Below are 24672 nucleotides of genomic sequence, written 5' to 3' on the forward strand. Positions count from 1 at the left end.
GTCAGGAGATCCGGTAGCGCTGGATCTTGCGGTAGAGCGTCCTCAGGCCGATTCCCAGAAGGGCCGCGGATCGTGGCTTGTCGAATCCGGTCTCCTTCAGGGTCGCTTCGATCAATCGGCGCTCGGCTTCCTCGAGCGACATGCCGACCGTCAACCGCATCTCCTTCGTCTGGCCATCGGCGTCCTTCCATCCGAGCGGAAGATCGGAGAGATCGAGGGTTCGCTTGCCGCGGGCGGAGACCACCATGCCTTCGAGCGCCGCGCGCAGCTCACGCACGTTCCCCGGCCACGGATGCCGGGCCAGGCGCTCGAGAAGCCCGCGCGTGAGCCCGCTCACCCGCCGGTGATGGTCCCGGCGGAGCTCGCGGAGGAAGAATTCCACGAGCAGCGGAATGTCCTCGAGCCGCTCGCGCAGCGGCGGCAGATGGATGACCACCACGCTCAGCCGCTGGTGGAGATCGCCGCGGAAGCGGCCGTCGCGCACTTCGCCTTCGAGATCGCGCCGTGCGCTCGAGATCACCCGCAGATCCAGCCGGCGCCGCTGCGTCGAGCCTTGACGCACCACGTCGCGATCGGCGAGGACCTGCAGCAGATGCACCTGGGCCGGCAACGGCATCTCATCGATGCCTTTCACGAACAGCGTGCCGGAATCCGCGCGCTCCAGGAGCCCGGGCTGGTCCTGGCCTCCCGGCGACTCCACGCCAAGCAACTCCGTGGCGAGAAGGTCATGGGGGACAGCCGCTGGGCTCACTTCCACGAAAGGGCCGTCGCGGCGCGGGCTCTGCTGATGGATGACGCGCGCCACGTGGCTCTTGCCCGTTCCGGCCTCGCCCTGGATCAGGACCGTCGATCGGGTCGGCGCCAGATGACGGATCTGCTCCAGCACGCGCCCCATCGCCGGCGAAGAAGCGATCAAGGCTTCGGAACCCGCCTGCCGATCGTGCGTCCTGTGCATCGCGAGCGGAGGCGCAGACGCTCAGCCGGCTAGGAAGGCCGACGCAGACGCTCGAGCGTTTCGAACACCCGATCGTTGCTCGGGATCTCGTCGAGATCTGCGCTGACGTCCCGGTAGGCGATCCGCCCTTCGCGGTCGATCAGGAAGAGCGCGCGCTCGGAGTAGAAACGGTCGGCGATCAGCATTCCGTAGTCGATCGACGTCTGGCGCGACAAGTCGGAGAGCAGCGGAAACGACAGGCCGAGATGCAGGGCGAAGGCCTGGTTGGCGTAGTAGCTGTCGACGCTGATCCCCAGCACTTCCGTATCGAGCGAATCGAAGCGCTCGAGATCCTTCTGGATCATCGGCAGCTGGTGCGAGCACACCGGCGAGAACGCGAGCGGGTAGAAGACGAGCAGGACGTTCTTCTTGCGACGGTATTCGGAGAGGGTCACGAATTGGCCGCCGGGTCCCTTGAGCCTGAATTCCGGAGCGACTTGTCCGACTTCCGTTGATGCCGTGGCCTGCATACCCACTCCTCGTTGCGGCTCGATCACCGTCCCGGGCTACTTGCCGCGCTTGGCGGTGAATTCGTCCCAGGTGACGCCACGTTCGAGATGTCCGTCGCCGATGTAGCGCAGGAGGAGCAGGAACTTGTCGGCCTCGATGTAGCCTGGAACGCTCACCAGATGCTCGCCATCCGACTTCAGGAACAGCGTCGTGGGATAGCTCGTGATCCGGAAGTGGCTGGCGAGCGTCCGCGACGTGTACGGCCGTCCTTCGTAACGGGCTCCTTCGGAGGCCTCCGCATCGAGCTTCACGGTGACAAACTTCTGGCTCAGGTAATCGCGGACGTCCTCACGCGAATACACATCGCGATGCATGCGCTTGCACCAGCCGCACCACTGCGTATAGACGTCGACGAGGACAGGGCGCTTGAGCTGCCGGGCCTGCTGCAGCCCTTCGTCCCAGCTCGTCCACGCGACGTTGTCCGGACCGGCCTGCAGGGTGGTCGCCGACGAGGCGAGGAGCAGGGCGGAGAGGAGCAGCGGCAGCTTCACGGTTCCTCCGGAGGGAGCGACGGCCAAGAAGTCTAGCACGAGACCCGCCAGAGCCCCCCCGGCGGCCGGCATTTGACGCGGCGTTGACGGGCTCAAGCGTCGTAGACGGTATGGCGCAACGTGGCGGCCGGAGCCGCAGGATCGAACCACACCCCGCACAATCGGGACGTGCCGAACTGCCCGGGATTGACCACGATGGTCCGTCCCAGGGCATCGCGATAGGAGGACGAGGTCCGAGGGGACTCGTGGATGTGGCCGGCCAGCACCAGAGGTGGCTGCCGCGCCTCGACGAACCTGCGGATCGCGCGCGAGCCCACGTGGCGTCCCGAGTGGATGACGTCGCAGCGCGTGCCGTGCGGCGGCGAATGCAGCACGAACACCGTGTCGTCCGCGGGAGCTCGCGTGGCCAGATCCTCCAGCGCCGCCGCGATGGTCGGCGTGCGCGTTTCGGGATCGAATCGGCACGGTGTCACGGCGCCGGTGCGGCTCGACCATCCGTCCAGCCGCGCGGGGGTTTCGAATTCGCCATCATCCCAGCGCTCCCAGTCCTTGATCGCGAACGGCGTGATCGGAACCCACGACAATCCTGCGACCGGCACGCCGCCGATCTCCACCACCCGTTCGTGGAGCACGTGCCATAGACGGCCATGGTGCGTTTCCAGTGACGGCATGTTGGCGGCCCAGTCGTCGTTGCCCATCAGCAGGAGCAGCTCGGTCTCGGGCGAGGCTTCGTGGAGGCGTCGCGCGAATTCCACCAGCGTCCCCTGCAGGAAAACCCGCTGATGCGCCACGCCTTCGGGGCCCGCGGCATGCTGGCAGAGGTCGCCCCCGATCAGCACCGCGCGAGGCGTGTGCGCGGCGACCAGCCCCACCAGTTGTTCGTAGAGCGCGCCCTGTCCATGGAGATCGGAAGTGAAGAACCACTGAGACACGAGGACCTCGAACCGTCGAAAGAGGATCGACTCTATCCGAGCGTTTTGCAGAGACGCAACAAGCGCGCCGGTTCAGAAAAGCTCTTGACCCGCGCGCAGAGCGCCACGGATACTTTTCGGCCTTCGCGCCTGGCGGGACGCCAGCCGCCTCTCTTCACGCACCGCAAAGGATCCCATGATGCGCATGCATTGCTCGCCGGCGGTCGTTCTGGCCCTGCTCGGCGCACTCGCGGCCGCACCCGCGAACTCGGCTCCCGCGAGCCCCGCAAAGACGACGTCCAAAGGCGCCGCGGCGGCGCCCAAGAATCTGCTCAAGAATCCCGGCTTCGAGGAGGGCATTCCCGAGCACCCGTGGATGGCGGCGGCATGGGACACGTTCCAGTCTGGCCTCCCCACCGTGTTCTTCGGACGCGACACGGCGCTCGCGCACAGCGGCCGCTGGGCGGTGAGCGTGGCGAATCTCAGCACCTACGTGCCGATGTTCCACAACTGGAGCCAGACGCTCGTCGTCGGTCGCGAGATGCACGGCAAGGACGTCACCTTCTCGGTGTGGACGCGCAGCAACGGGCTGCAGGGACGCGCCTACATCCTGGTGCAGGCCTACCGCGACACCGTGACCAAGATGGCGCGCACCTGGAAAGTCGATCGCGAGACCGCGCTCAGCCGTCTCAAGATGCAGAAGTCCGACGATCCGCTGGTGAACCTCGGCTGGGATCGCGAGTACTTCTCCGAGCCCGAGACGGATTGGGTGAAGCGCGAGGTGCGCATTTTCGTGCCGCCGACCGTGAACGTCCTGGTCGTGCGCTGCGGCCTGTTCGGAGTCGGCCAGGTGATGTTCGACGACGCGACACTCACGGCTTCTCCCGCGCGACCTCCGGAAGAGCTGCCGCTCAAGACCAACCTGCTCAGGGACCCCGGATTCGAGGAGAGCGGCGACGCATGGGAATACTCCATGCCTCCCTACGAGGGCTTGATGGTCGAGCGCGACACCACGGTGTTCCACAGTGGCCGTGGTTCGATGGCCATGGGCGGCGGCGAGCAGGGTCCGGTCTCGGCGCGCGCCGGCGTGTGCCAGGTGATCTCCAACCGCTCGCTGTCCGGAAAGCGGTTGCGTCTTTCAGGCTGGGTTCGCACGGACAGTCTGCTCGGGCAGGCGTACGTGAAGATCTACTGCTCCACCGTGGACGGTGACGTTCATGAGCCGACGCCCGCTCAGTTCGGCATGAACACGGACTGGACCAAGACGGTGATGGAGGTCGACGCGCCGCCCGGTACGTACATGGTGTGGGCATGGTTCCTCTACAACTGCCCGGCGTCCGGGAGGGTCTATTACGACGACACCTCGCTCGAGATTCTCGGGACCGCCGATTACATCACCAAGGGAACCGCTCCGCCCAAGGCCCTTCCGCTACCGGCTCGCTGACGCGGCCGCCGTCGTGAGGACTCGGGCGTTCCCTTGACAGCCCCTAGCTCCGGGCACATCTTGATCTTGCAGCCGGGCAGAAAGAACTCCTTGGCAGGGAGCTTTCGGACTCGATCCAAGGATCTCGTCGCTGCAGAGATCTTGTCGGAGACCCGTCGGAGCGGTTTCACGAGCGAGGTGCACCGCACGACAGGCTCGATGGCCGAGTGGATTGGGGGCTGCAAATCGGGGCGCGAGGACGCTTGCCCAAAGCGGTTCCCTCTCGCGTTCTCCCTCTGGAGGGATCCCCCCTCCGTCAATCCCCGCATCCCCTGCGGCCGGGTGGAAACGAAGCGACGTCGTGGGGTCTTGATGCCCGCAAAGCGGGGAATCTCACGCGGACTGCTCTAGAGCCAGCGCTGGCGCTTGAGATACCACCACGTCCCGCCGACCAGCAGGACGAGGAGCCCGAGCACGTAGACCTCGCCGTACTTCCATTGGTATGCCGGGAGCTGGAAGTTCATGCCGTAATAGCTCGTCACCACGGTGAGCGGAAGACCGAGCGTGGCGATGACGGTGAGCACCTTGATGACCTGATTGAGCCGGTTGGACACCACCGACACGTGCAGCTCCAGCAGCCCCGCGATCTCGTCGCGAAACGAGTCGAGGAGATCGTTGACCCTGGCCAGCCGGTCGTAGACGTCGCGCAGGTACGGCCGGACTGCGGGCGGAATCGGAGCGTATTCGTCGCGCGTCAGCGCCAGCACGGTGTCGCGCTCAGGACCGACGACGCGGCGCAGCGCGGCCATGCCCCGCTTCAACCGCAGAATGCGCGGATGGACTGCCCGGTCCGCGGCCCGAAAGACCAGATTCTCCAGCTCGTCGATCTCTTCCGAGATCTGGTCCATGATCGGCAGGTAGTGATCGACCAGCACGTCGAGCAGATGGTGAAGCATCCCGGCCGGGCCTCTCGCGAGCAGCCCCGGGCGTCGCGGAAGCAGCTCGTGCGCGGCGGCGATGGAGCGCGTGGAACCATCGTGGTACGTCACCAGGAAGTGCTCTCCCACCAGCAGGTCGATCTCGCGGAGGCTCACCTTGTCGTTGGATTCCCACCGCGCGGAATGAACGACCAGGTAGAGATAGGAGCCGTAGTCGTCGGCCTTGGGGCGGTTGATCTGCTGGACCATGTCCTCGATGGCGAGGGGATGGATCTGCAGCGGGGCGAGCAAGGCCTCGATGGTGGCGGGCTCCTCGCAGTCGAAGTCGAGCCACACCATCGCAGCGCCCGCCGTCGCGAGCCGCACGGCCTCGGCGGGATCCACGTTCGTCGCGCCGGAATCATCGGCGCGCCAAGCGCGGATCATTCCGCGGTTCCGAGCGCGGCGAGACGAAGCGCGATCTGGCAGGTGCGCGCGTGAATGCGCACCGTATCGGGCACGCGGCGCGCGTAGCCTCCGCCGAGCGTGACCACGGCGGGAATGGCGCGGCGGTGACATCCCTCGAGCACCAGCCGGTCTCGGGTCTCGAGCCCCTCGAAGCTGAGCTTCAGCGCGCCGAGCTGATCGTCCTCGAACGGATCGGCTCCCGCCTGGTAGAGCACGATGTCGGGCCGATGAGCCCACACGGATTCCAGCGCCTCGGCGAGCTGGCGGTTGAACTCCTGGTCGCCGGTTCCGTTCTCCAGCCCGATATCGAGGTCGCTCTTCTCTTTCACCGGATAGAGGTTCTCCTGATGGATGGAGAAGGTGAACACCGCGGGGTCGTCGCGAAACAGGTGCGCGGTTCCATTGCCTTGATGGAGATCGCAATCCACCACGGCCGCGCGCTCGATCAGACCGTCGCGCTGCAGCACCCGGACCGCGACCGCGAGGTCATTGATGTAGCAGAAACCGGAAGCGAGGGCGGCGAACGCATGATGGAAGCCGCCACCCAGGTTCACGCCGGCGCCGAGCCGCAGCGCTTCGCGAGCGGCGAGCGTGGTCCCTCCCGCCGCCAGGACGTAGGCGCGCACGATCTCGGCGGTCAGCGGAAGCTCCGAGCAGGCGGTGCGGGTGGTCCACCGCAGGGCCCTGAGATCGTCGAGGTACTCGCGCGTGTGCACCAGCTCGAGGTCGGCTTCGGGGGCTTCGGCGGGCTCGAGGATGTCTTCCTCGCGGACATCGCCGCTCTCGATCAGGCTGCGCCGCACCCAGGCGAATTTCTCCACCGGAAACACGTGGGGTCCGATGTCGCAGTGGTAGGCCGGCGAGTAGACGACGGCCCCATGGTTCGCCATGCGAGGCATGGTGCCACCCGGCTCCAGGCGGCGCAAAGGAGCGTGCCCGCGGGCCGCCGGCTCGGGTAGAATCCTCGATCCATCCATGCCTTCCGTCCTCGATTCCGACCTCGTGGCTTTTCGCTTCCTCCGTCACCAGCTGACCCGGCGTCGCCTCTCGCAGCTCGACCTCCGGCTGAAGATCGAGCTCGCGCTGCTGGCTGCACTGCTGATCGGCTTCGTGTTCTGGCAGGTGCGCGGCGCCTTCGCCACCGTGGCGGCACAGGGAGGGCAAACCGCCGTACTGGCCGCGCTGACCATCACATGGCTGGTCATGGCCACGATTGCCGGAGTGTCCGTGGCGGTCCGGCACGCCCGCCGTCTGCGGTCGGGTCCGCCAGGCCCGGCCTGGCTGTCCGTGCCGGCGAGCGAGCGGGCGCTCGGGAGGCATCTCGCCTGGGACTCGGGCTTGGCGGCCGGATGGATCGTCGTGCCAGCCGTCGGAGTCTGGAGCGCCGCCTGGGGCTACGTGCACTGGGGGTGGTCGGTGGGTCTCGTCCCGCTCCTGGCGCTGGCCCTCCTCGCCGCGTGCTGGGCGGGAGGATGGGCCGGCGAGCGCGCGGCGGTCCTCGGAGCGCGCAACCGGTCGGTTCCGAGCACGCTCGCGGCGGTGCTCGCGGAGGCCGGAACCGCGACACGCGCTCGGCGCCGGTCCCCCGCGCGGTGGACTTCGCTCCCGGCATGGACGGCGCTCTCGCTGAAGGATCTGCGCGTCACGATGCGCGTGGGAAGCGTCCGGCGCCACCTCCTCACCTGGCTCCTCTTCTGGACGTTGTCCGCGTTCGCGTGGCGAATCCCCTCCCCGCCGCACATGACCGACCTCGACTGGGTCGCCGCCTTCATCCTGGCGCTGCTGGGATCGGCGGCGCTCGGCGAATGGCTGGTGTCGCTCTCCGGCCTGGATCCATTCCAGACGCTTCGCAGCCTGCCGGTCGGTGTCGCGCAGGTGTGGAGCGCGCGCTTCGCGCTGGCGGTGGTGGCGACTGCGGGCCTTCTGACCATCCACGCCATCGGCGCCTCGCATCTCTCGCCGCATGCGCTCCGCCTGTTCCTCGCATGGATCGCGGGCGCGACGCTGGCCATCGCGGCGCTCGCCGTGAACTACGGGGTCACGCTGTTCCCGAGAGCCGATGTCGCGCAACGTCTCCTGGGACTCTCGCTCGGGCTGGCGGTGGCGGCGAGCATCATGATCCCGCTGCTGGGCTGGATCGTGCTCCTTTCGGCGGTGCTTCACTCCGCGCGCCGGCTGCCGCACTGGTCGAGACTCGAGGAGGTCTGATGCTCGCGATTCGCGATGTCACCCGGCGCTATGGAGACCTGGTCGCGCTCCACCAGGTCTCTTTCGACGTCCATCCCGGCGAGGTCGTCGGGTTGCTCGGCGCCAACGGAGCGGGCAAGAGCACGCTGCTCAGAACGGCCGCGGGTCTTCAACCTCCCGATCAAGGTCTCGTGGAGGTCGAAGGGATCGACGTCTGGAACGAACCCCAGGAGGCGAAGCGCCGCCTGGGCTATGCCGCGGAGGAACCCAGTTTCTATGAAGAGCTGTCGGCGGACGAATACCTCGCTTTCATCGCCATGCTGCGCAAGCTCGATCCGAGCGCCGCTCGGCGCCGCGCGCACGAGCTCCTCGACCGTCTCGGACTCAAGGGACGAATCGACGAGCCCGTTCATCAGTTCTCGCATGGCATGCGCAAGAAGCTGTCGTTCGTGGCCGCCGTGCTCCATCGCCCCGCCGTCCTCCTGTGCGACGAAGCGCTCGACGGATTCGATGCCGCCGGAGCTCTCGAGGCCAAGGCCGAGCTCCGTGCTCTGGCGGCCGACCGCGCCGCGGTGCTGTTCTCCAGCCACGTCACCGAGACCATCGAGCGGCTCTGCGACCGCGCGGTCCTGCTCCACGCCGGCCGCGTGGCCCGCCAGCTCCCCCGCGCCGCGTGGGGCGACCCCGCGCCCGGGCCTTCTCCGCTGGAGCGGGAATTCCTCGCCGTGGCGGGAGTGGAGCGCTGAGATGACCCTACGAACGTTGCTTCTTCTTGCTCAGGGAGTCCTGCTGGTCGTGGGCGCGGCGTCCGCGGCGGGGCGAGTCGACGACATGATGGCCCGCGCCAGCACCCCCGCCGAGCTGCGCGCCACGCTGCTCGATTTCGCCCGCACGGCCCCCGACTCCGCGAAGGAGGACAAGGGCCAGGCACTCCTGCAGGCCGGCTGGAGCTACCATGAGGCCGGCCGCGCGGACAGCGCCCTGATCTGCTTCGACCGCGCCGTCGCCATCCGCGGGAGCCACGCGGACCGCGACGCCTTCGTGGATGCGCTCTTTGACCGCTCGAACACGGGCGACGCCGCCCGCGCGCTCGAAGTGCTCGGGCCTCGGCTCGTGATGGCCAAGAAGACCTCGGAGCGCGACATCGCGCAAACTCGCGGCCGCCAGGGCTGGGCTCACTACCTGATGAGCCGCGGCGATTCCGCGCTGAGAATCCTGCGAACGCACCAGCGACTGCTGCTCGATCCAGCCACGCCGCGCCATCGCGACTGGCGCTATCGCCTCGGATTGGTCGAGCTGGAGCACGGAGACGCGGCCAAGAGCATCGAGGCGATCTATCCGCTCTCGATCGAGTCGCGTTTCACGGATCGCGACGTGATGAGCATCCTGCGCGATGCCAGCCGCAAGATCCCGCAGTCCGACGGATTCGCCGACCGGCTGAAGCAGGAGCTCAACCGGAACGACGAACTGGACCGGAAGGCCATCGAAGAATTCCGCGGCAAGCGGATCACCTTCACGGCGGCCGACGGCGTCACCATCGGCGCCATCGTCGTGCCCTCGATGCGCCGCCCGGCGCGCGCGGCGGTCGTGCTGATGGACCCGGACGAGCTGCCCGAAGCCTACGACAGTCTCGCCACGGGCATGTCCGCCGCGGGTTACTCGATCATCCTGGTGGAGCCGCGCGGCTCCGGCTGGTCGGTGTCTCCCGAATGCCCGCTGCCGAGTCTCTGGCGCGGCCGGGAGGACGAGATGCGGAGCAAGCTGGCGAGAGATGCGCTCCCCGCACTGCGCGCACTCTCGGCCAAGGCTCCCGCCGATACGTCGGCCTACGTCGTCATCGGAGCGATGGGCTCGTCCAGCGCCGCGGCCGACGCGGCCAGCCGGGAGCGCCGGGTGCGGGGGCTGGTCCTCTTGTCCCCGACCCCGTCGCCGGTGGAAGTGGGACCGATGCGCGCCAGGCTCGCCCAGTCGGCCGTTCCCGTGTTCTTCGAGGTGCCGGTGATGGATCACGCCACCGGCCCCACGGCCCAGACCCTCTACGAGGGTCTCGATCCACGCACATCACGCATCGCCGAGTCCGAGATCGTCGGCTCGTCGGCCAAGATCTTCCGTTACGACCGCACCGCGCTGCCGCGCCTCTTGACGTGGCTCAACGACAGATGGAAGCGTCCCGCGCCGCCTTCCTCCAAGCGCAAGAGCTGAAGTCGCGCGCCGACGCGGCGCTCGATCATGCGGAACCGCGACGGCGGGCCGCCGGCTTCTGCGCGAGCGCGAACGACAGACTTTCGAGCTCCACCGTCATGTCGACGTTGCGGAGCGCGACATGGGAGGGCACGAACAGCTTGCGCGGCGCGAAGTTCAGGATGCCTCTCACACCGACCGCGACCAGCTGATCGGCAACCTCCTGCGCCGCACGGACAGGCGTGGCGATCACGCCCATGTCCACGCGTTGCTCGGACGCCACCGTCGCGATGTCGTTCGTGTCGCGGATGACCAGATCGCCGATCCGCTGGCCCACGCGCTGGGGGTCGCGGTCGAAGACCGCGACCACGTCGAATCCCTGCTTCGCGAAGCCTCGATACGCGAGCAGCGCCGTGCCGACGTTGCCGGCGCCCACGATCGCCACGCGCCAGCGGCGATCGAGGCCGAGGATGCCGCGGATTTCCTCGCGCAGATGGGCGACGTTGTAGCCCAGACCGCGTCGGCCGAACGAGCCGAAGCACGAGAGGTCCTTGCGCACCTGGGCGGAGGTGATTCCTTCGCGCTCGGCCAGGCGATGCGACGAGATCAGGCGCTTGCCTTCCGCTTCGACCTCTTCGAGCACTCGGTAGTAATGCGAGAGGCGGCGCACCGTGGATTGGGAGATGCGAGCCAGCCGCGCTCGCGGGGTCCCCTCTCCTCGGCGTGTGAACCTTTTCACAAAGTGGCTCGGTTCTGGATCGCGAAGGCGACCGGATCGGTCAGGACTCGGCGTCGTCCGCTTCCGCAGGCTCGGCGCCGTTGGTGGTCGCGCCGTCCGCCGGGGCATCGGCGCTTCCGCCCACGGCGACCGCCTCCTCGCTGACCACGCGGGTCACGCCGGCCACGGCGTCGGGCAGCAGCTCGCCCTCGCCCGCCGGCGCCAGATTGACGAGCCGCACGCCCTGGGTGTTGCGGCCCATGACCGAGATGCCTTGCACCGGCATGCGAATGAGCTGGCCCTGCCGGGTGATGATCATGAGCTCGTCACCGTCGACCACTTCCTTCACGGCGACGACGTGGCCGTTCCGATCCGTGGTCTTGATGGTGATGATGCCCTTCCCGCCGCGGTGCGACACCCGGTACTCGGAGATCTCGCTGCGCTTGCCGTAGCCGTTCTCGGTCACGGTCAGCAGCGTCGCCTGCCGCTTGACGCCGACCATGCCGACGACTTCGTCCTCGGCGTCGTCGAGCGTCACCGCTTTGACGCCATAGGCAGTCCGTCCCATGGCTCGCACTTCCTTCTCGTGGAAGCGTATGGCGAGGCCTTTCCTCTTCGCCAGGATGATGTCCTGGCTGCCGTCGGTGATCATCGCCTCGAAGAGGGCGTCGCCCTCCTCCAGCAGCACCGCGTTGATGCCTCCACGGCGCGGATTGCCATAGGCCGACAGCACCGTCTTCTTGATCAGCCCCTTGCGGGTCGCGCACACCAGGAAGTGCTGGTCGTCGAACTCCTTGACCGCGACCACGGCCTGCACGCGCTCCTCGCGCGACAGGCCTTCCAGATGGTTGACCAGCGGGCGCCCACGCGCCATCCGGCCCGCCTGCTCGATCTCGTGGACCTTGAGCCAGTAGCAGCGTCCTCGATCGGTGAGGAACAGCAGGTAGCTGTGGGTGCCGGCGACGAACAGATGCTCGATGTAATCCTCTTCCTTCGTGCGCGCGCCGATGACGCCCTTGCCGCCGCGGCGCTGCGAGCGATAGGAGGAGATCTCCTGACGCTTGACGTATCCGGCGTGGGAGATCGTGATGACCATGTCCTTCCGCTCGATCGTGTCTTCGTACTGGATATCGCCGACCTCGGCGACGACTTCCGTCCGCCGGTCGTCGCCGTACTTCTCCCGCAGGCGCGCGACCTCGTCCTTGATGATGGCGAGGATCTTCTTGGGATTGGCCAGGATGCTGCGCAGCGTCTCGATGAGCTGGATGACCTCGAGGTACTCCTGCTCGACCTTGCTCCGCTCGAGCGCCGTGAGACGCGAGAGCCGCATCTCGAGAATCGCGTTGGCCTGGATCTCCGAGAGCTTGAACGTGCTCATGAGACCGGTGCGCGCGGTCTCCACGTCCTTGGATTTGCGGATCAGAGCGATCACCTCATCGAGGTGATCGAGCGCGATCTTGAGTCCTTCGAGGATGTGGGCGCGCCGCTCGGCTTCGGCGAGATCGAACTCGGTGCGCCGCCGAACCACTTCCTGGCGGTGGCGGATGTACTGTTCGACGAGCTGCTTGAGATTCAGGATCTGAGGCCGGTTGTCGACCAGCGCCAGCATGATGGCGCCGAAGGTGCTCTGCAGCGGGGAGTGGACGAAGAGCTGATTGAGGACGACCTTGGGATTGGCGTCCTTCTTGAGCTCGATCACGATGCGCATGCCGTCGCGGTCGGATTCGTCGCGCAGGTCGCTGATGCCGGAGACGCGGCCGTCCTTCACCAGATCGGCAATCTTCTCGAGCAGCGAGGATTTGTTGACCTGGAACGGGATCTCGGTGGCGACCAGACTCATTCGCCCGGCCTTGCCCTCCTCCACCTGGACCTTTGCCCGCATCTTGATCAGCCCGCGCCCGTTCAGGTAGCAGTCGCGGATGCCCTGCGTGCCGTTGATGATGCCGCCGGTCGGAAAGTCCGGGCCGCGGACGATCTTGAGGAGATCGGCGATCTCGCACTCCGGCTGGTCGATGACGTGGACGATCGCGTCGCAGATCTCACGCAGATTGTGCGGCGGCACTTCCGTGGCCATTCCGACGGCGATTCCCGAGCAGCCGTTCACCAGCAGGTTCGGGAGCACGCTCGGCAGCACCACCGGCTCTTCGCGCGTCTCGTCGTAGTTGGGACGGAAGTCGACGGTGTTCTTCTCGAGATCCGCCAGCATCTCCGCCGCCAGCGGGGTGAGCCGCGCTTCCGTGTATCGCATCGCGGCGGGCGCGTCTCCGTCGATCGAGCCGAAGTTCCCCTGGCCGTCCACCAGCGGATAGCGCATGACCCACTCCTGGGCCAGACGCACCAGGGTGGGATAGACGACCTGCTCGCCGTGCGGATGGTAATTGCCCGAGGTGTCACCCGCGATCTTCGCGCACTTTCGGAAGCCACGACCGGGCTGCAGATTCAGGTCGTTCATGGCCACCAGGATGCGGCGCTGAGACGGCTTGAGGCCGTCACGGACGTCCGGGAGCGCGCGCGAGACGATCACCGACATCGAGTAATCGATGTAGCTGGTCTTCATCTCGGATTCGATCGTGACGTTCACGACCCTGCTGCGATCGTTGAGCGGCATGCGTACGTCCTATGCGGGTCCGGTGGTCTCGAGGCGCCTCGGGGAGGCGCCTGCTTCCGTCGTCGGCGGTCCCTGTCCGACGGCGGTCAAATATCCAGATTGCGCACGAAGAGCGCGTTCTCTTCGATGAACTGCCGGCGTGGCTCGACCTGCTCGCCCATGAGAATGGTGAAGATGCGATCCGCTTCCACGCCGTCCTCGTTGGAGACTCGCAGCAACGTGCGCGTCTCGGGGTCCATCGTGGTCTTCCACAGCTGATCGGGGTTCATCTCGCCCAGGCCCTTGTAGCGCTGGACCATCACGTTCTTCTTCCCGATGCGGGCCATGGCTTCGTCACGCTCCTTGTCGTTGTAGCAGTACACCTCCTCCTTGCCGCTCTTCACCATGTACAGCGGCGGCTGGGCGATGTAGACGTGCCCGGCATCGACGAGCTTGGTGAACTCGCGAAAGAAGAAGGTCAGCAACAGCGTGCGGATGTGCGAGCCGTCGACGTCGGCGTCGGTCATGATGATGAGCTTGTGATAGCGCAGCTTGGCCACGTCGAAGTCGTCCTTCACGCCGGTCCCGAGGGCGGTGATCAGGTTGCGGATCTCCTCGTTGCTGAGGATCTTGTCGACTCGGGCCTTCTCGACGTTCAGGATCTTGCCGCGGATCGGCATGATGGCCTGGAAGCGGCGATCTCTCCCCTGCTTCGCGGTTCCTCCCGCGGAGTCGCCCTCGACGATGAACAGCTCGCAGTCCTTGGGATCGTCCCAGGCGCAGTCGGCCAGCTTGCCGGGCAGCGAGCCGCCGTCGAGGATGCTCTTGCGCCGCGCCAGCTCCCGCGCCTTGCGCGCCGCTTCCCGGGCGCGCGCCGCGGCGAGCATCTTGTCCACGATCTTGCGCGCGACCGAGGGATTCTCCTCGAAGAACTCCCGCAGCCCTTCGCCGACGATGCTCTCGACGATGCCCTTGACCTCGCTGTTGCCGAGCTTGGTCTTGGTCTGCCCTTCGAACTGCGGGTTCGGCAGCTTCACCGAGATCACCGCCGTCAGGCCCTCGCGCACGTCCTCTCCCGCTACCGAGACTTTCTGGTTGCGCGATAGTCCTTCGCGGTCCGCGTAGTTGGTGAGCGTTCGGGTCAGCGCGGAGCGGAAGCCGATCAGGTGCGTGCCGCCCTCGATCGTGTTGATGTTGTTGACGAACGAATGCATGGACTCGGTATAGCTGTCGTTGTACTGGAAGGCGATCTCCACCGACACCGCGTCGCGATCGCGTCCGAAGGACACCGGTCGCGCGTGGAGCGCATCCTTGTTCTGGTTGAGGTACTTCACGAACTCGACGATGCCGCCTTTGTAGAGATAGTTGGTGCTCTTCTTGGCGCGCTCGTCGGACAGCGTGATGGAGAGCCCGCTGTTGAGGAACGCCAGCTCCCGAAGACGCGCGGCGAGCGTGTCCCAGTGGAACGTGGTCTCCTCGAAGATGTCGGCATCCGGCTTGAATCGCGTGGTGGTTCCCGATCCATGCTTGACCGATCCGGACGGCGCCGCGCCGCTCGACATCGCCGCGGTTGGCTTGCCGCGCTCATAGCGCTGCCGATAGACCTTGCCGTCCTTCAGAACCTCGACCTCGCACCACTCGGAGAGGGCGTTCACCACGGAGACGCCGACTCCGTGCAGACCACCGGATACGCGATAGGTCTTGTTGTCGAACTTGCCGCCGGCATGGAGGGTCGTCATCACGACCTCGAGCGCGGGCTTCTTGGTGGCCTGATGCATGTCCACCGGAATGCCGCGTCCATTGTCGTGGACCGCGACGCTGCCATCGGTCTGGAGCGCGACCTCGATCTCGGTGCAGAAGCCGGCCAGGGCCTCGTCCACGGAGTTGTCCACGACTTCGTAGACCAGATGGTGCAGACCGCGCACACCGACGTCACCGATGTACATGGCGGGGCGCTTGCGGACCGCTTCCAGGCCCTCGAGGACCTGGATGCTCGTCGCGTCGTAGTGATGACCCTTCGCGTCAGCCGTCAACGTGGCTTCTCCTTCTTTCGTGTTCACCGCTGGATCCCTCCGCGGGTCGTGATGAAACGCAGGCCCCGGACATGAGGTCCGAGGCGCCGCTGCAGCTCCTTCAGGAACCGGCGCTTCAGGAACTCGAGCTCGCAGGCCCACGCCGATCCTTCGACCTCGACCTGCAACACTCCTTCGTGGAACCCGGCCGGCCTGGTCCTGCGCGCGATGCGTGGACCGACGATCTCGGGCCACGACTCCATGGCCCGCCAACCCACGATGCCTCGTTCGAGACCGAGATCACGGAGCAGGCGAGGGACGATGGCTCCGGTCGTATCCACGCTCAGCCCGCGTCGGGCAGCCGCAGGGGCATGATCAGGCAGAGCAGATCCTCGTCGGTTTGCGGAAGGCCGGACACCGGCTCCACCACCCCTGCCCCCAAAGCCGTCCCCAGTCGCAGCACGACCTTCTCGCTCTGGATGCTCTTGAGCATCTCGATCAGGTAGGTCGCGTTGTAGCCGATCTCCATGGCTTCTCCCCGGTAGTCCGCACCGACCTCGTGCCTTCCGGAGCCGAGCTCGGTGGCCGAGGAGACGCCCAGCTTTCCGTCGACCAGGGAGAAGCGCACCTGGCGCGTGACGTTGTCGGCGTGGGAAGCGACGATGTCGACCGCCGCCAGCAGCTCGTCACGGCTGACCGTCACCTCGCGAGGGTTGCTCTTCGGAATGACCTGCTCGTAATTCGGGTACGGTCCCTGGAGAAGTCGCACCAGGACCTGCACCCTGTAGTCTCCGACCTGCGCGGCGAACGCGGCTTGATTGCGCGATCCGGCGATCTCCACCTCGACCGGGCTGGTGGCTTCTTCCGCCGTCCGGCTCAGCGTCGCCAGCGCCCGGCTGGGGACGATCACGCCGTCCTTGGTGAGGCCCGAGAATGTGCCCTTGCGGGTGGCGCGCGCCAGACGGTGACCATCGGTGGCCACCAGCGTCATCTGGCGGTCGTTTCCGTGGAGGAGGACGCCCGAAAGCTGCGGACGTGAGGCGTCGCTCGATGCGGCGTACCCCGTGCGGGAGACGAGGCGCGCGAGCGCTTCACCCTCGATCGAGATTCGCGTCTCGGCCTTCATGTCGGGCACGCGCGGAAAGTCGGACGCATCCTGGGTCGGAAAGCTCGACCACCCTTTTCCGTCGCCATAGCGTGTTTCGACCTGCTGACCCGACAGCGCGAGCTGAACCTCTCCGCGGGGCATCTTGCGAACCACTTCGTGAAAGTGACGCGCCGAGACCGCTGCTCTGCCGGGTGTCTTCACCGAGCACGGAACGGAAACGGCGGTCGTCAGCTCGAGATCGGTGCCCGTGACGCGGAGAATGTTCTTCTCCGCTTCGAGCAGCAGACACGAGAGCAGGGGCATCGGACTCTTGGCTGAAATCGAGGCCATCGCCTTGCCGACCGCGAAAGCCAGATCGCCCTGCTGAATCGTGAGATCCATCCGATCGCTCCAATGCTTTAAGTCGTTGTGCGGAAACGAGATTCGTGGTGGGTTCCGCGAGGCCGGAAATGTTCCTCTCGGCTCCTTCGAACGGTCACGGTGGCATCATATGGACCACTCGATGGTGCTGCAAGGACTTTCAGTGCCTCAAACCTGCCTGTAAATTATTGGTGTGTAATAAGAAAGAAGATCGTAACCGTAGGGCCGGTGGAGGTTGTCGAGAACCCCGGGCGCGTAGCTGTAAGAGGCTGCATCACAAGAGCTTGAGATCCGGCAGGCGATTGGGGATGGAAGGCTTCCTCGATCACATCATTCTCCATCTCGTGGAGAACGCCTTTTCCCTCCCCAAACCGCCACCGGTTCTCAACACCTCTTCACGCTTCCAACGTGGAAATCAGACCGTTGAGCTTGTCGCTGAACACCGGATCGGCGTTCAGTCGCTCCGCGACGCGCTCGCAGGCGTAGATCACCGTCGTGTGGTCACGGCCACCGAACAGCGCACCCACTTCCGTGAGCGAGAGCTCGGTGAACTGTCGCAGCAGATACATCGCGACCTGACGAGGCTGCACCACGGAGTGCGTTCGACGGCGACCGCACAACGCGTCCGGTCGAACGCCATACGCCTCCGACACCGTCGTGAGGATTCTCTCCGGCGCGAGTTGGTCGGGCTCAGGATGAACGTAATGCTCCAGGATGTCCTCCACCATCGAGACCGTGATCTCCTGGTGCATCAATGAGCCCAGAGCCAGAACACGCACCAGGCAGCCTTCCAGATCGCGGATGTTGTTGCGGATCCGATCGGCGAGCAGCAGAAGCACGTCGTCCGCGAGGCGGATGCCGTCCCCTTCCTCCTCACAGCGCTTGCGCAGGATCGCGAGGCGCGTCTCCAGATCGGGATGCTTGATGTCGGTGACGAGTCCCTGATTGAAACGCGAGATGAGGCGCTCCTCCAGCTTGGGAATGTCCTTCGGAGGCTTGTCCGCGGTCACCACGATCTGCTTGTGAGCATCGCGCAGGGCATTGAACGTGTAAAAAAACTCTTCCTGGGTGCTCTCCTTGCCAGCCAGGAACTGCACGTCGTCGATCAGCAGCAGATCGACATTGCGGTACTTGTTCCGGAACGCGAGGGTCTGCGCGTGCTGGATGGCGTAGATCATCTCGTTCGTGAACCGCTCCGCGGAGACGTAGTTCACGCGCGCATCCGGGCGCGCGCCCACCACCGCATGTCCGATGGCGTGCAGCAAATGGGTCTTTCCGAGGCCAGAGCCGCCAAAGATGAAGAGCGGGTTGTAGGCACGCCCCGGTCGCTCGGCGACCGCGCGGCAGGCGGCATGGGTGAACTGGTTGCTGCTTCCGACCACGAAGTTCGAGAACGTATAACGGGGATGGAGAAGGCTGTCCCCCGCAGCGCTCGGACCCGGGCGGGTCGCGTATGACTTGAGCTCTGCGGCCGGGCGACGGGTCGGCGAAGTGCTCTGAGTGCAGGTTTCGGGCGTCGACAGGCGGATCTCGAGGTCTTGGCCCATGACGTCGGCGACGACTTCGCGAAGAGCCGGAAGATGGTGCTGGTGAAGCCAGTCGACGAAAAAGCTGTTCGGAACTTCGAGTTCAACCGCGTGGGGGCCCAGGCGGATGGGCTGGATCGGCTTGAACCAGGTGTCGAAGGTCTGTTGACTGCCGAGGCGGCTTTGAACCGCGCCTAGAATTTCTCCCCAGAGTCGACTCGTATCCTCCAGTTGCGTGGACTGAGAGGCCATGTCGTCAGCGATCCTTGCTTGAAGGGTCTCTGTGTTTCCCCGTCCGATCTGGGCCGCGCGTCGTTCCCTTGGGCACCGGCCGTACGGGAGAGTCGATGTGTGAAAGCAGGGGTGGGACTTACTCACAGACGTTGTGAACGGCGCAAACGCTGACACCACAAACATTTGATCCCGGTTCGACCTCCTTTCTTCCACCGCTTCTCAACAATCCGTGGGGAGAGGCGAATGGACTGGGAGCACGACTCGTCCACAGGGGTCGGCGAGCCGACTCATCTTCAATCTAATCAAGTGCTTGGAGGGTTATCGAGCCTCACCCCCGGTAGCCTGGTTCCCGAGGTCTGCGAGGAGCGGGGAAGCTATCATCCGGCGAGGGGACCTTCAAGCAACCTTTTCGGAGAACGCGATGTGCCACAACGTCTTGTGCGAGCGTCGAATGGCTCTCAGGCACGGACGTGCGTGCCCGCGCGTTCAGTCTCCGTGCCGTTCCATGGGCTGCACCTAAAACGGTAAGTTGACGCCAGTTACGAACGAGAAGTCGTCGTTCAGATCGTCTCCAGCGCGTAACTGAATCTCACCGATGAGCTTGATCTCCTGGGAGAGCTTGAACTCGGATCCGAAACGGAAGGGGACCGAGAAGTCGCTGTCCTGGTTGTCGCCGAGGTCCACGTTGCTGAAGAACATCCCGACACTGCCGTAGGGCGTGATCCCTCCGCCGCTTCCCATGGGGAACGTCTTGCTGGCCACGACCGACGGCCCCAGCGAGAGGATGCTGATTCCGTCCCCCGTCTCGACCCCGAGGGCGCCGCCGGCGCTGAGATCGAGCATGCCTCCCTTGGAGATCAGAAACTTCAGGTCGCCGCCGATGCGAAGCGTTGTCTGATCCTCGCTCCCGACCTCGATCCGATTCAGGCCGCCCTGGAACCCGAAGTCCACGTTTGGGTAGAAGCTCAGGCGGAGCTGGGAGACCAATCCGAACAAGCTCTCGCTGGCGTGGACGTATGCGCCGAAAACGTGGCCACCGGCGGGCACCGTCTCGGCCCCGGTGAATTGACCGAAGACCTGCGCGCGCGCCGTCGCGGGAATCAGCAACAACGCCGCGAACAGCGCCTTTGACCAGAGTCCCTTCACGTTGAGCCTCCCTTTGTGCTTTGGCCCGATCGCCGGGGCCAACGTCGCAATCGTGGAAAACAGGGTCAAGCGGAAAAGCCGGAATCTGCCGGGGCCGCCCGTCAACGGGAGGCGTCGTAGAAGAGCGACCGCCAGCCCGAGCGCTCGCGGAAGCCGAGGCGATGATAGAGGGACAGCGCCGGAGCGTTGTTCAGGTTCACGAAGAGACAGACGGCCCGACAACGGTCCAGGAGCCGGCGGCTGAGCTCCGCGAGGCCGAGCGTGGCGAACCCCTTGCGCCGGCGCTCCCGCGGAGTGAAGACGCCGGAAACCTGCGCGGCGTCGGCGGTCATGGCGCTCACGCTCGCGCGAAACCGCAGGCCTTCCTCGTCCTTCCACAGATACGTGTGCCCATCCCGCGCCTCCTCCTCGACGCGCCGCCTGTAGCTCGCGGCATCCGTCCGCCGGGGATCCTCCTCGAGCTCTTCGGCGCGCAGATCCGCGCCGGTCTCGTACAGGAGCGGCACGTCTTCGACGCGGGCGGGAGCGAGGTCCTGGAGCCGCTCGAAGTGGGGGAGCTCGCCACGCTCGACGGCCATGTACACCTGGGCCCGGTCGAGCCTCGGAGTCAGTCCCGATGGCTCGAAGCGCTGGAGAAAGGCCTTCACGGAGTGGCTGGGTCCGATGACCTGGAAGCGGCGGGGCAGGGATGACAGGCGAGAGCGCGCCTGGTCGCCCAGGAGCCGCAACGCCTCCTCGTCGTCTCCGATCGGAAGCACCGCCCCGGAGCTCCCGCCGAGGTGGAGGAGTCCGACGATGTGCTTGTCGCGACGGGCGACCCAGTATTCGTCGCGCGGCTGTCCCAGCGCGTCGCGCAGGACCAGCGCCAACAAGTAGACGTTCAACACCGGGTCGCGATCGAGGAACCCGAAGGTCTCGACCAGATGGGGCGGCTGGAGTCGCTCCACCGAGAGCGCGCCGGCGCGGAACGACGAGACCATCGATTCTCCTTAGAGCAGGGCCCCGCGCAGGATCAGGCTCGCCGCGGTGAAATAGATGACGATGCCGGTCACGTCGACCAGGGTCGCGACGAAGGGCGCGGAGGCGCTGGCGGGGTCGAGCTTCACCATGCGGAGCAGGAAAGGCAGCGTCGACCCGGCAAGGGTGCCCCAGGTCACGATCCCCGCCACGCTCAGGGCGACGGTGAAGGAGATCAGGAGATGGTGGGGACCGTAGGTATCCGGAAACATGAGGTGCCAGCCCTCCGTCCTGAGGAACGAGATCACCCCGAGCAGCACGCCCATGATGAGACCGATGACCAGCTCGCGCCGCACCACGCGGAACCAGTCCATCACCTTCACTTCGCCGAGCGCCATGGCCCGGATGACCAGCGTGGTGGCCTGGGAGCCGGAGTTTCCGCCGCTCGAGATGATGAGAGGCACGAAGATCGCCAGCACCACGGCGCGAGCGATCTCGTCCTCGAACCGGCTCATGGCGCTGGTGGTGAGCATCTCGCCGACGAACAGGGCGGCCAGCCAGCCCACGCGCTTCTTCACCATCTCCACGACGCCGACCTCGAGATAGGGGGCCTCGAGGGCCTGCGTGCCACCGATCTTCTGGATGTCCTCGGTGGCCTCCTCGCGCAGCACGTCGACGATGTCGTCCACCGTCACGATGCCCTGCATGTGGCCGGCATGGTCCACGACCGGGATGGCCTGGAGGTCGTGCTGCGCGAACAGGCGGCCGAGCTCCTCCTGATCCATGTCCTCGCGCGCGGTTACCAGGTCGGTGGCCATCAGCTCGCGCACCGGCCGGTCCGGCTTGGCGGCGAACAGGTCCCGGAACGAGACCACGCCGAGCAGCCGCTGATCGGCGTCGATCACGTAGACGTAATAGATGGTCTCGAGCACCTCACGGGCCTGACGCTGCAGGTAGCGGATGGCCTCGTCGGCGCTGACATCGGGGCGCACCCGCGCGTAGCGCGGATTCATGAGGCCGCCCGCTTCGTCCTCCGCGTAGGCCAGGAGCGCCAGCACTTCGCGTCGCGTCTGCTCGTCGAGCACCTGGAGCAGCTCCTCGCGCTCGGGCTCGTCCGCCACTTCCTGGATCAGGTCCGCGGCGTCGTCGGGAGGGAGGAGCCGCATCCACGACCGGCGCATGCCCACGCCCTTCGGCATCGACGCCAGGAGGTCGTATTGGTCGCGGGCCGAGAGCTCGAGGAAAAAGTCCTCGGCCTCGGTTCGAGGGAGGTCCTGGAACGCCTCGAGCCGGTCCTCTGGCGCGAGCAGGCGCCAGGTCTCCACCAGATCGGAGGAGGTGAGGCCGGATTCGCTCTCGGCTTCGTTGCGCAGGGACGTCATGGCGGGCTCAAGGCAGCGGCGATTTCCGCGCTCTCCGCGGAAAACAGGGCGGACCAGGCCAATCTAGCCGCCACCGTGCGTTGCCACAAGACGGAAGCCGCTCGTTGACCCTCTGCGAGTGCGTCTCTAGCATCGCGACAGATCATGGCGGACCTGGTGATGGTGATCGAGGACGAGAAGGAGATTCGCGATCTCGTCCGCTACAACCTCGAGCGCGCAGGCTATCGCGTCTCGGCGGTGGCGGATGGAGAGGAAGGCCTGCGGCGTGTGTTCGCCGCCCGTCCCGATCTGCTGGTCCTCGACCTGATGCTGCCCGGCAGGAACGGACTCGAGATCCTCCGTGAAGTGCGCGGAGAGTCCCTGACCCGCGATCTTCCGGTCATCGTGCTCACCGCGCGCTCCGCCGAGATGGACAAGCTGCTGGGTTTCGAGCACGGCGCCGACGACTACCTCACCAAGCCGTTCGGGCCGCGCGAGCTGGTGGCGCGGGTCCAGGCGCTCCTCCGTCGCGCTCAGCCGAGCAAGACGGAGGGCGAGTTCGCCGCGGGCGATCTGACGATCAGCACGCTGGCGCGGGAAGCGGTCCATCGGGGAAAGAAGCTCGTGCTGACGCCGCGCGAGTTCGACCTGCTGGCGTTTCTCGCGCGTCATCCCGGCCGCGTGCTCTCGCGCGAGGAGCTGCTGCGCAAGCTGTGGGGCTACGACTACGTCGGTGAGACGCGGACGGTGGACGTCCACGTGCGCCGGCTGCGTGCCAAGCTCGGCGACAAGGGCAAGCTCATCCAGACCGTGACCGGATCGGGGTACAAGTTCGCGGGCGCCGCCGGCGCCCGCTGAGAATGATCCGCTCGCTCCGCCTCCGACTCTTCGTCGGGCACACCATCCTGGGCATGACGGTGCTCGCCGTCGTGACGGCGCTGCTGTGGAGCGAGCAAGGCCGGTGGCTGGCGAAGAGCCACGTCGCCGCGCTCGAGCGCCGCGCGCGGGGCCTCGCGCGTGAGATGGAGACCGGACGGCTCGACCGCGCGGGCGATCCTCAGGATCTGGCGGCGGTGCTGGGAGACGTGCTCGGCCTGCGCGTGACGCTGATCGACAGCCTGGGCGCCGTGAGGGGGGACAGCGAGGTGCCGCGCGCGCGCCTCGCCGGAGTCGAGAACCACGCATCTCGTCCCGAAGTGCGCGCCGCGCTGGAGGGCCGTGTCGGGCGCGCCACCCGTTCGAGCGCCACGGTGGGACGGTCGTTCGCGTACGTCGCGGTGCCTTCGACCCGACCGGGAGTCGCGGTGGTGAGAGTGGCGGAACCCCTGGCCGAGGCCTCGCAGCTCAACCAATCGCTTTCGCGGCTTTCACTGGTGGCGGCGGCGATCGCGCTGCTGGTGGCGGTCCCGCTGGCGCTCTGGGCCGCTCGCGCGCAGGCCGCGCGCGTCCAGGCGCTCGAGAAGGTGGCGGCGCGGATCGGCGCCGGAGAGGGAGGCGCGCGCGCGGCGGAGCGTCCCGCCGACGAGCTCGGCCGGCTCGGACGCGCGATCAACCAGATGGCGCTCGAGCTGCGCACGCGCGTGGCCGCCATGGCGACCCAGAGGGATGAGCGCGAGCGAATTCTCGCGCACATGACCGATGGCGTGGCGCTGCTCGATCAGGAGGGACGCGTCATCCACGCGAACACGAGCCTGGCGCAGATCCTCGGCGTTCCCCTGCCGCCGCCTCCCGGCACGCCGTTTCGCGACTTCGCGCGGTCGCCCGAGCTCGACGACGTGCTGCGCGCGACGCGGGAGGCGCCGCACACGAGCGAGCGCGATCTGCGACTTTGGACTCCCGAGCAACGCCTGGTCCGCGTGACGGCGACCCGGCTCACCGATGACGAGAGCCACGCCGTGCTCCTGGTGCTGCACGATCTGACCGAGGCGGAGCGGCTCGACCGCATTCGACAGGACTTCGTCGCCAACGTCTCGCACGAGCTCAAGACGCCGCTCACGTCCGTGCGAGGCTACGCCGAAACGCTCCTCGAGGGCGGTCTCGAGGATGCGGCGAACCGCGAGGAGTTCGTCCGCATCATTCGCGACCAGGCGGCCAGGCTCCAGGAGCTGGTCGAGGACCTGCTGTCGCTCGCGGAGCTCGAGCGGCCCGATGCCCGGCTGAGACTCGAGTCCTTCGACCTGCGGGCGGCCGCGGAGCGGCAGGCGGGCGAGTTCCGCGACCGCGCGGCTCAGTCCGGCCTGAAGCTCATGCTCGAGCCCGGCGCGCCGGTCCAGGTCGTGGCCGACCGGGGCCGTGTCGAGCAGGTGCTCGCCAATCTGCTCGACAACGCCGTCAAGTACACGGAGCGTGGCAGCGTGACGCTGGCCGTCGGCGATGGCGAAGGATTCGCATGGTGCGAGGTCCGTGACACCGGCCCCGGCATCGCCGAGCCGGACCGGGAGCGGATCTTCGAGCGCTTCTACCGCGTCGACAAGGCGCGCTCGCGCGCCAAGGGCGGAACCGGCCTCGGACTCTCGATCGTGAAGCACATTCTCGCGCTCCACGACGGCGTCATCGAAGTGAAGAGCGCGGTCGGTCAGGG

Annotated in this window: 21 protein-coding genes; 6 read left to right on the top strand and 15 right to left on the bottom strand. The window is 66.6% G+C overall.

Annotation, left to right across the window (positions count from 1 at the left end; all coding sequences use genetic code 11):
- Position 1: 1 nt before the first annotated feature.
- From VFQ05_10290 to VFQ05_10305, 4 genes are all read right to left on the bottom strand, one after another.
- On the bottom strand, positions 2–916 hold the full coding sequence (locus VFQ05_10290; GenBank protein ID HET9327152.1) for a sigma-54 dependent transcriptional regulator: 915 nt from the start codon (positions 914–916) through the stop codon (positions 2–4).
- A gap of 68 nt (positions 917–984) precedes the next feature.
- Positions 985–1464 (bottom strand): redoxin domain-containing protein, encoded by a 480-nt coding sequence (locus tag VFQ05_10295; GenBank protein ID HET9327153.1) that lies wholly within the window; start codon positions 1462–1464, stop codon positions 985–987.
- A 36-nt stretch (positions 1465–1500) separates the two neighbouring features.
- Positions 1501–1995, bottom strand: coding sequence for a DUF255 domain-containing protein (locus tag VFQ05_10300; protein HET9327154.1), 495 nt, complete (start codon positions 1993–1995; stop codon positions 1501–1503).
- Positions 1996–2087: 92 nt separating this feature from the next.
- The gene (locus VFQ05_10305; GenBank protein ID HET9327155.1) at positions 2088–2927 is read right to left on the bottom strand and encodes a metallophosphoesterase; all 840 of its coding nucleotides are present in this window, start codon (positions 2925–2927) and stop codon (positions 2088–2090) included.
- Between the two features lie 175 nt (positions 2928–3102).
- On the opposite strand from VFQ05_10305, the gene VFQ05_10310 reads away from it, so the two are divergent.
- On the top strand, positions 3103–4350 hold the full coding sequence (locus tag VFQ05_10310; GenBank protein ID HET9327156.1) for a hypothetical protein: 1248 nt from the start codon (positions 3103–3105) through the stop codon (positions 4348–4350).
- 386 nt (positions 4351–4736) lie between these two features.
- On the opposite strand, the gene corA is transcribed toward VFQ05_10310, so the two are convergent.
- Positions 4737–5693, bottom strand: a complete 957-nt coding sequence (gene corA / locus VFQ05_10315) for a magnesium/cobalt transporter CorA (GenBank protein HET9327157.1) — start codon at positions 5691–5693, stop codon at positions 4737–4739.
- Positions 5690–6613 carry a histone deacetylase gene (locus VFQ05_10320; GenBank protein ID HET9327158.1) on the bottom strand — a complete coding sequence of 308 codons (924 nt, stop codon included), beginning with the start codon at positions 6611–6613 and terminating at the stop codon, positions 5690–5692. The genes corA and VFQ05_10320 overlap by 4 nt, the downstream gene beginning before the upstream one ends.
- Before the next feature lie 76 nt (positions 6614–6689).
- Between VFQ05_10320 and VFQ05_10325 the strand changes: the two genes are divergently transcribed.
- From VFQ05_10325 to VFQ05_10335, 3 genes are read left to right on the top strand one after another with little or no spacing between them, the layout of a single operon-like run.
- Complete coding sequence (locus tag VFQ05_10325; protein HET9327159.1) at positions 6690–7922, top strand: hypothetical protein; 1233 nt, start codon at positions 6690–6692, stop codon at positions 7920–7922.
- The gene (locus VFQ05_10330) at positions 7922–8647 is read left to right on the top strand and encodes an ABC transporter ATP-binding protein (GenBank protein HET9327160.1); all 726 of its coding nucleotides are present in this window, start codon (positions 7922–7924) and stop codon (positions 8645–8647) included. Before VFQ05_10325 ends, VFQ05_10330 begins: the two co-directional genes overlap by 1 nt.
- Position 8648: 1 nt before the next feature.
- On the top strand, positions 8649–10103 hold the full coding sequence (locus VFQ05_10335; GenBank protein HET9327161.1) for a hypothetical protein: 1455 nt from the start codon (positions 8649–8651) through the stop codon (positions 10101–10103).
- Between the two features lie 25 nt (positions 10104–10128).
- Here the strand turns inward: VFQ05_10335 and VFQ05_10340 are convergent, their stop codons facing one another.
- The 9 genes from VFQ05_10340 to mgtE form a co-directional block, all read right to left on the bottom strand.
- Positions 10129–10821: a redox-sensing transcriptional repressor Rex gene (locus VFQ05_10340; GenBank protein ID HET9327162.1), complete on the bottom strand. Its 693-nt coding sequence runs from the start codon at positions 10819–10821 to the stop codon at positions 10129–10131.
- 40 nt (positions 10822–10861) lie between these two features.
- Complete coding sequence (gyrA, locus tag VFQ05_10345) at positions 10862–13408, bottom strand: DNA gyrase subunit A (GenBank protein HET9327163.1); 2547 nt, start codon at positions 13406–13408, stop codon at positions 10862–10864.
- An 86-nt stretch (positions 13409–13494) separates the two neighbouring features.
- Positions 13495–15447 (bottom strand): DNA topoisomerase (ATP-hydrolyzing) subunit B, encoded by a 1953-nt coding sequence (gene gyrB, locus VFQ05_10350; GenBank protein ID HET9327164.1) that lies wholly within the window; start codon positions 15445–15447, stop codon positions 13495–13497.
- A complete protein-coding gene (locus VFQ05_10355; protein ID HET9327165.1) occupies positions 15444–15740 on the bottom strand; it encodes a DUF721 domain-containing protein in 297 nt (98 codons plus the stop codon). The genes gyrB and VFQ05_10355 overlap by 4 nt, the downstream gene beginning before the upstream one ends.
- A gap of 2 nt (positions 15741–15742) precedes the next feature.
- Positions 15743–16888: a DNA polymerase III subunit beta gene (gene dnaN / locus VFQ05_10360; GenBank protein ID HET9327166.1), complete on the bottom strand. Its 1146-nt coding sequence runs from the start codon at positions 16886–16888 to the stop codon at positions 15743–15745.
- A gap of 374 nt (positions 16889–17262) precedes the next feature.
- Positions 17263–18840, bottom strand: coding sequence for a chromosomal replication initiator protein DnaA (dnaA, locus tag VFQ05_10365; protein HET9327167.1), 1578 nt, complete (start codon positions 18838–18840; stop codon positions 17263–17265).
- Positions 18841–19143: 303 nt separating this feature from the next.
- Entirely contained in the window at positions 19144–19773 is a 630-nt protein-coding gene (locus VFQ05_10370; GenBank protein HET9327168.1) for a hypothetical protein, read from the bottom strand.
- Positions 19774–19874: 101 nt separating this feature from the next.
- The gene (locus VFQ05_10375; protein ID HET9327169.1) at positions 19875–20753 is read right to left on the bottom strand and encodes a GNAT family N-acetyltransferase; all 879 of its coding nucleotides are present in this window, start codon (positions 20751–20753) and stop codon (positions 19875–19877) included.
- A gap of 9 nt (positions 20754–20762) precedes the next feature.
- Positions 20763–22112, bottom strand: a complete 1350-nt coding sequence (gene mgtE / locus VFQ05_10380) for a magnesium transporter (protein HET9327170.1) — start codon at positions 22110–22112, stop codon at positions 20763–20765.
- 144 nt (positions 22113–22256) lie between these two features.
- Here mgtE and VFQ05_10385 point away from each other — a divergent pair, with 144 nt between their 5' ends.
- Together VFQ05_10385 and VFQ05_10390 are read left to right on the top strand one after the other, a co-directional pair.
- Entirely contained in the window at positions 22257–22949 is a 693-nt protein-coding gene (locus tag VFQ05_10385; protein ID HET9327171.1) for a response regulator transcription factor, read from the top strand.
- Between the two features lie 2 nt (positions 22950–22951).
- A partial coding sequence (locus tag VFQ05_10390; GenBank protein ID HET9327172.1) for an ATP-binding protein occupies positions 22952–24672 on the top strand: 1721 nt, incomplete at its 3' end.

It is taken from the genome of Candidatus Eisenbacteria bacterium (assembly GCA_035712145.1).
GTDB lineage: Bacteria > Eisenbacteria > RBG-16-71-46 > RBG-16-71-46 > RBG-16-71-46 > DASTBI01.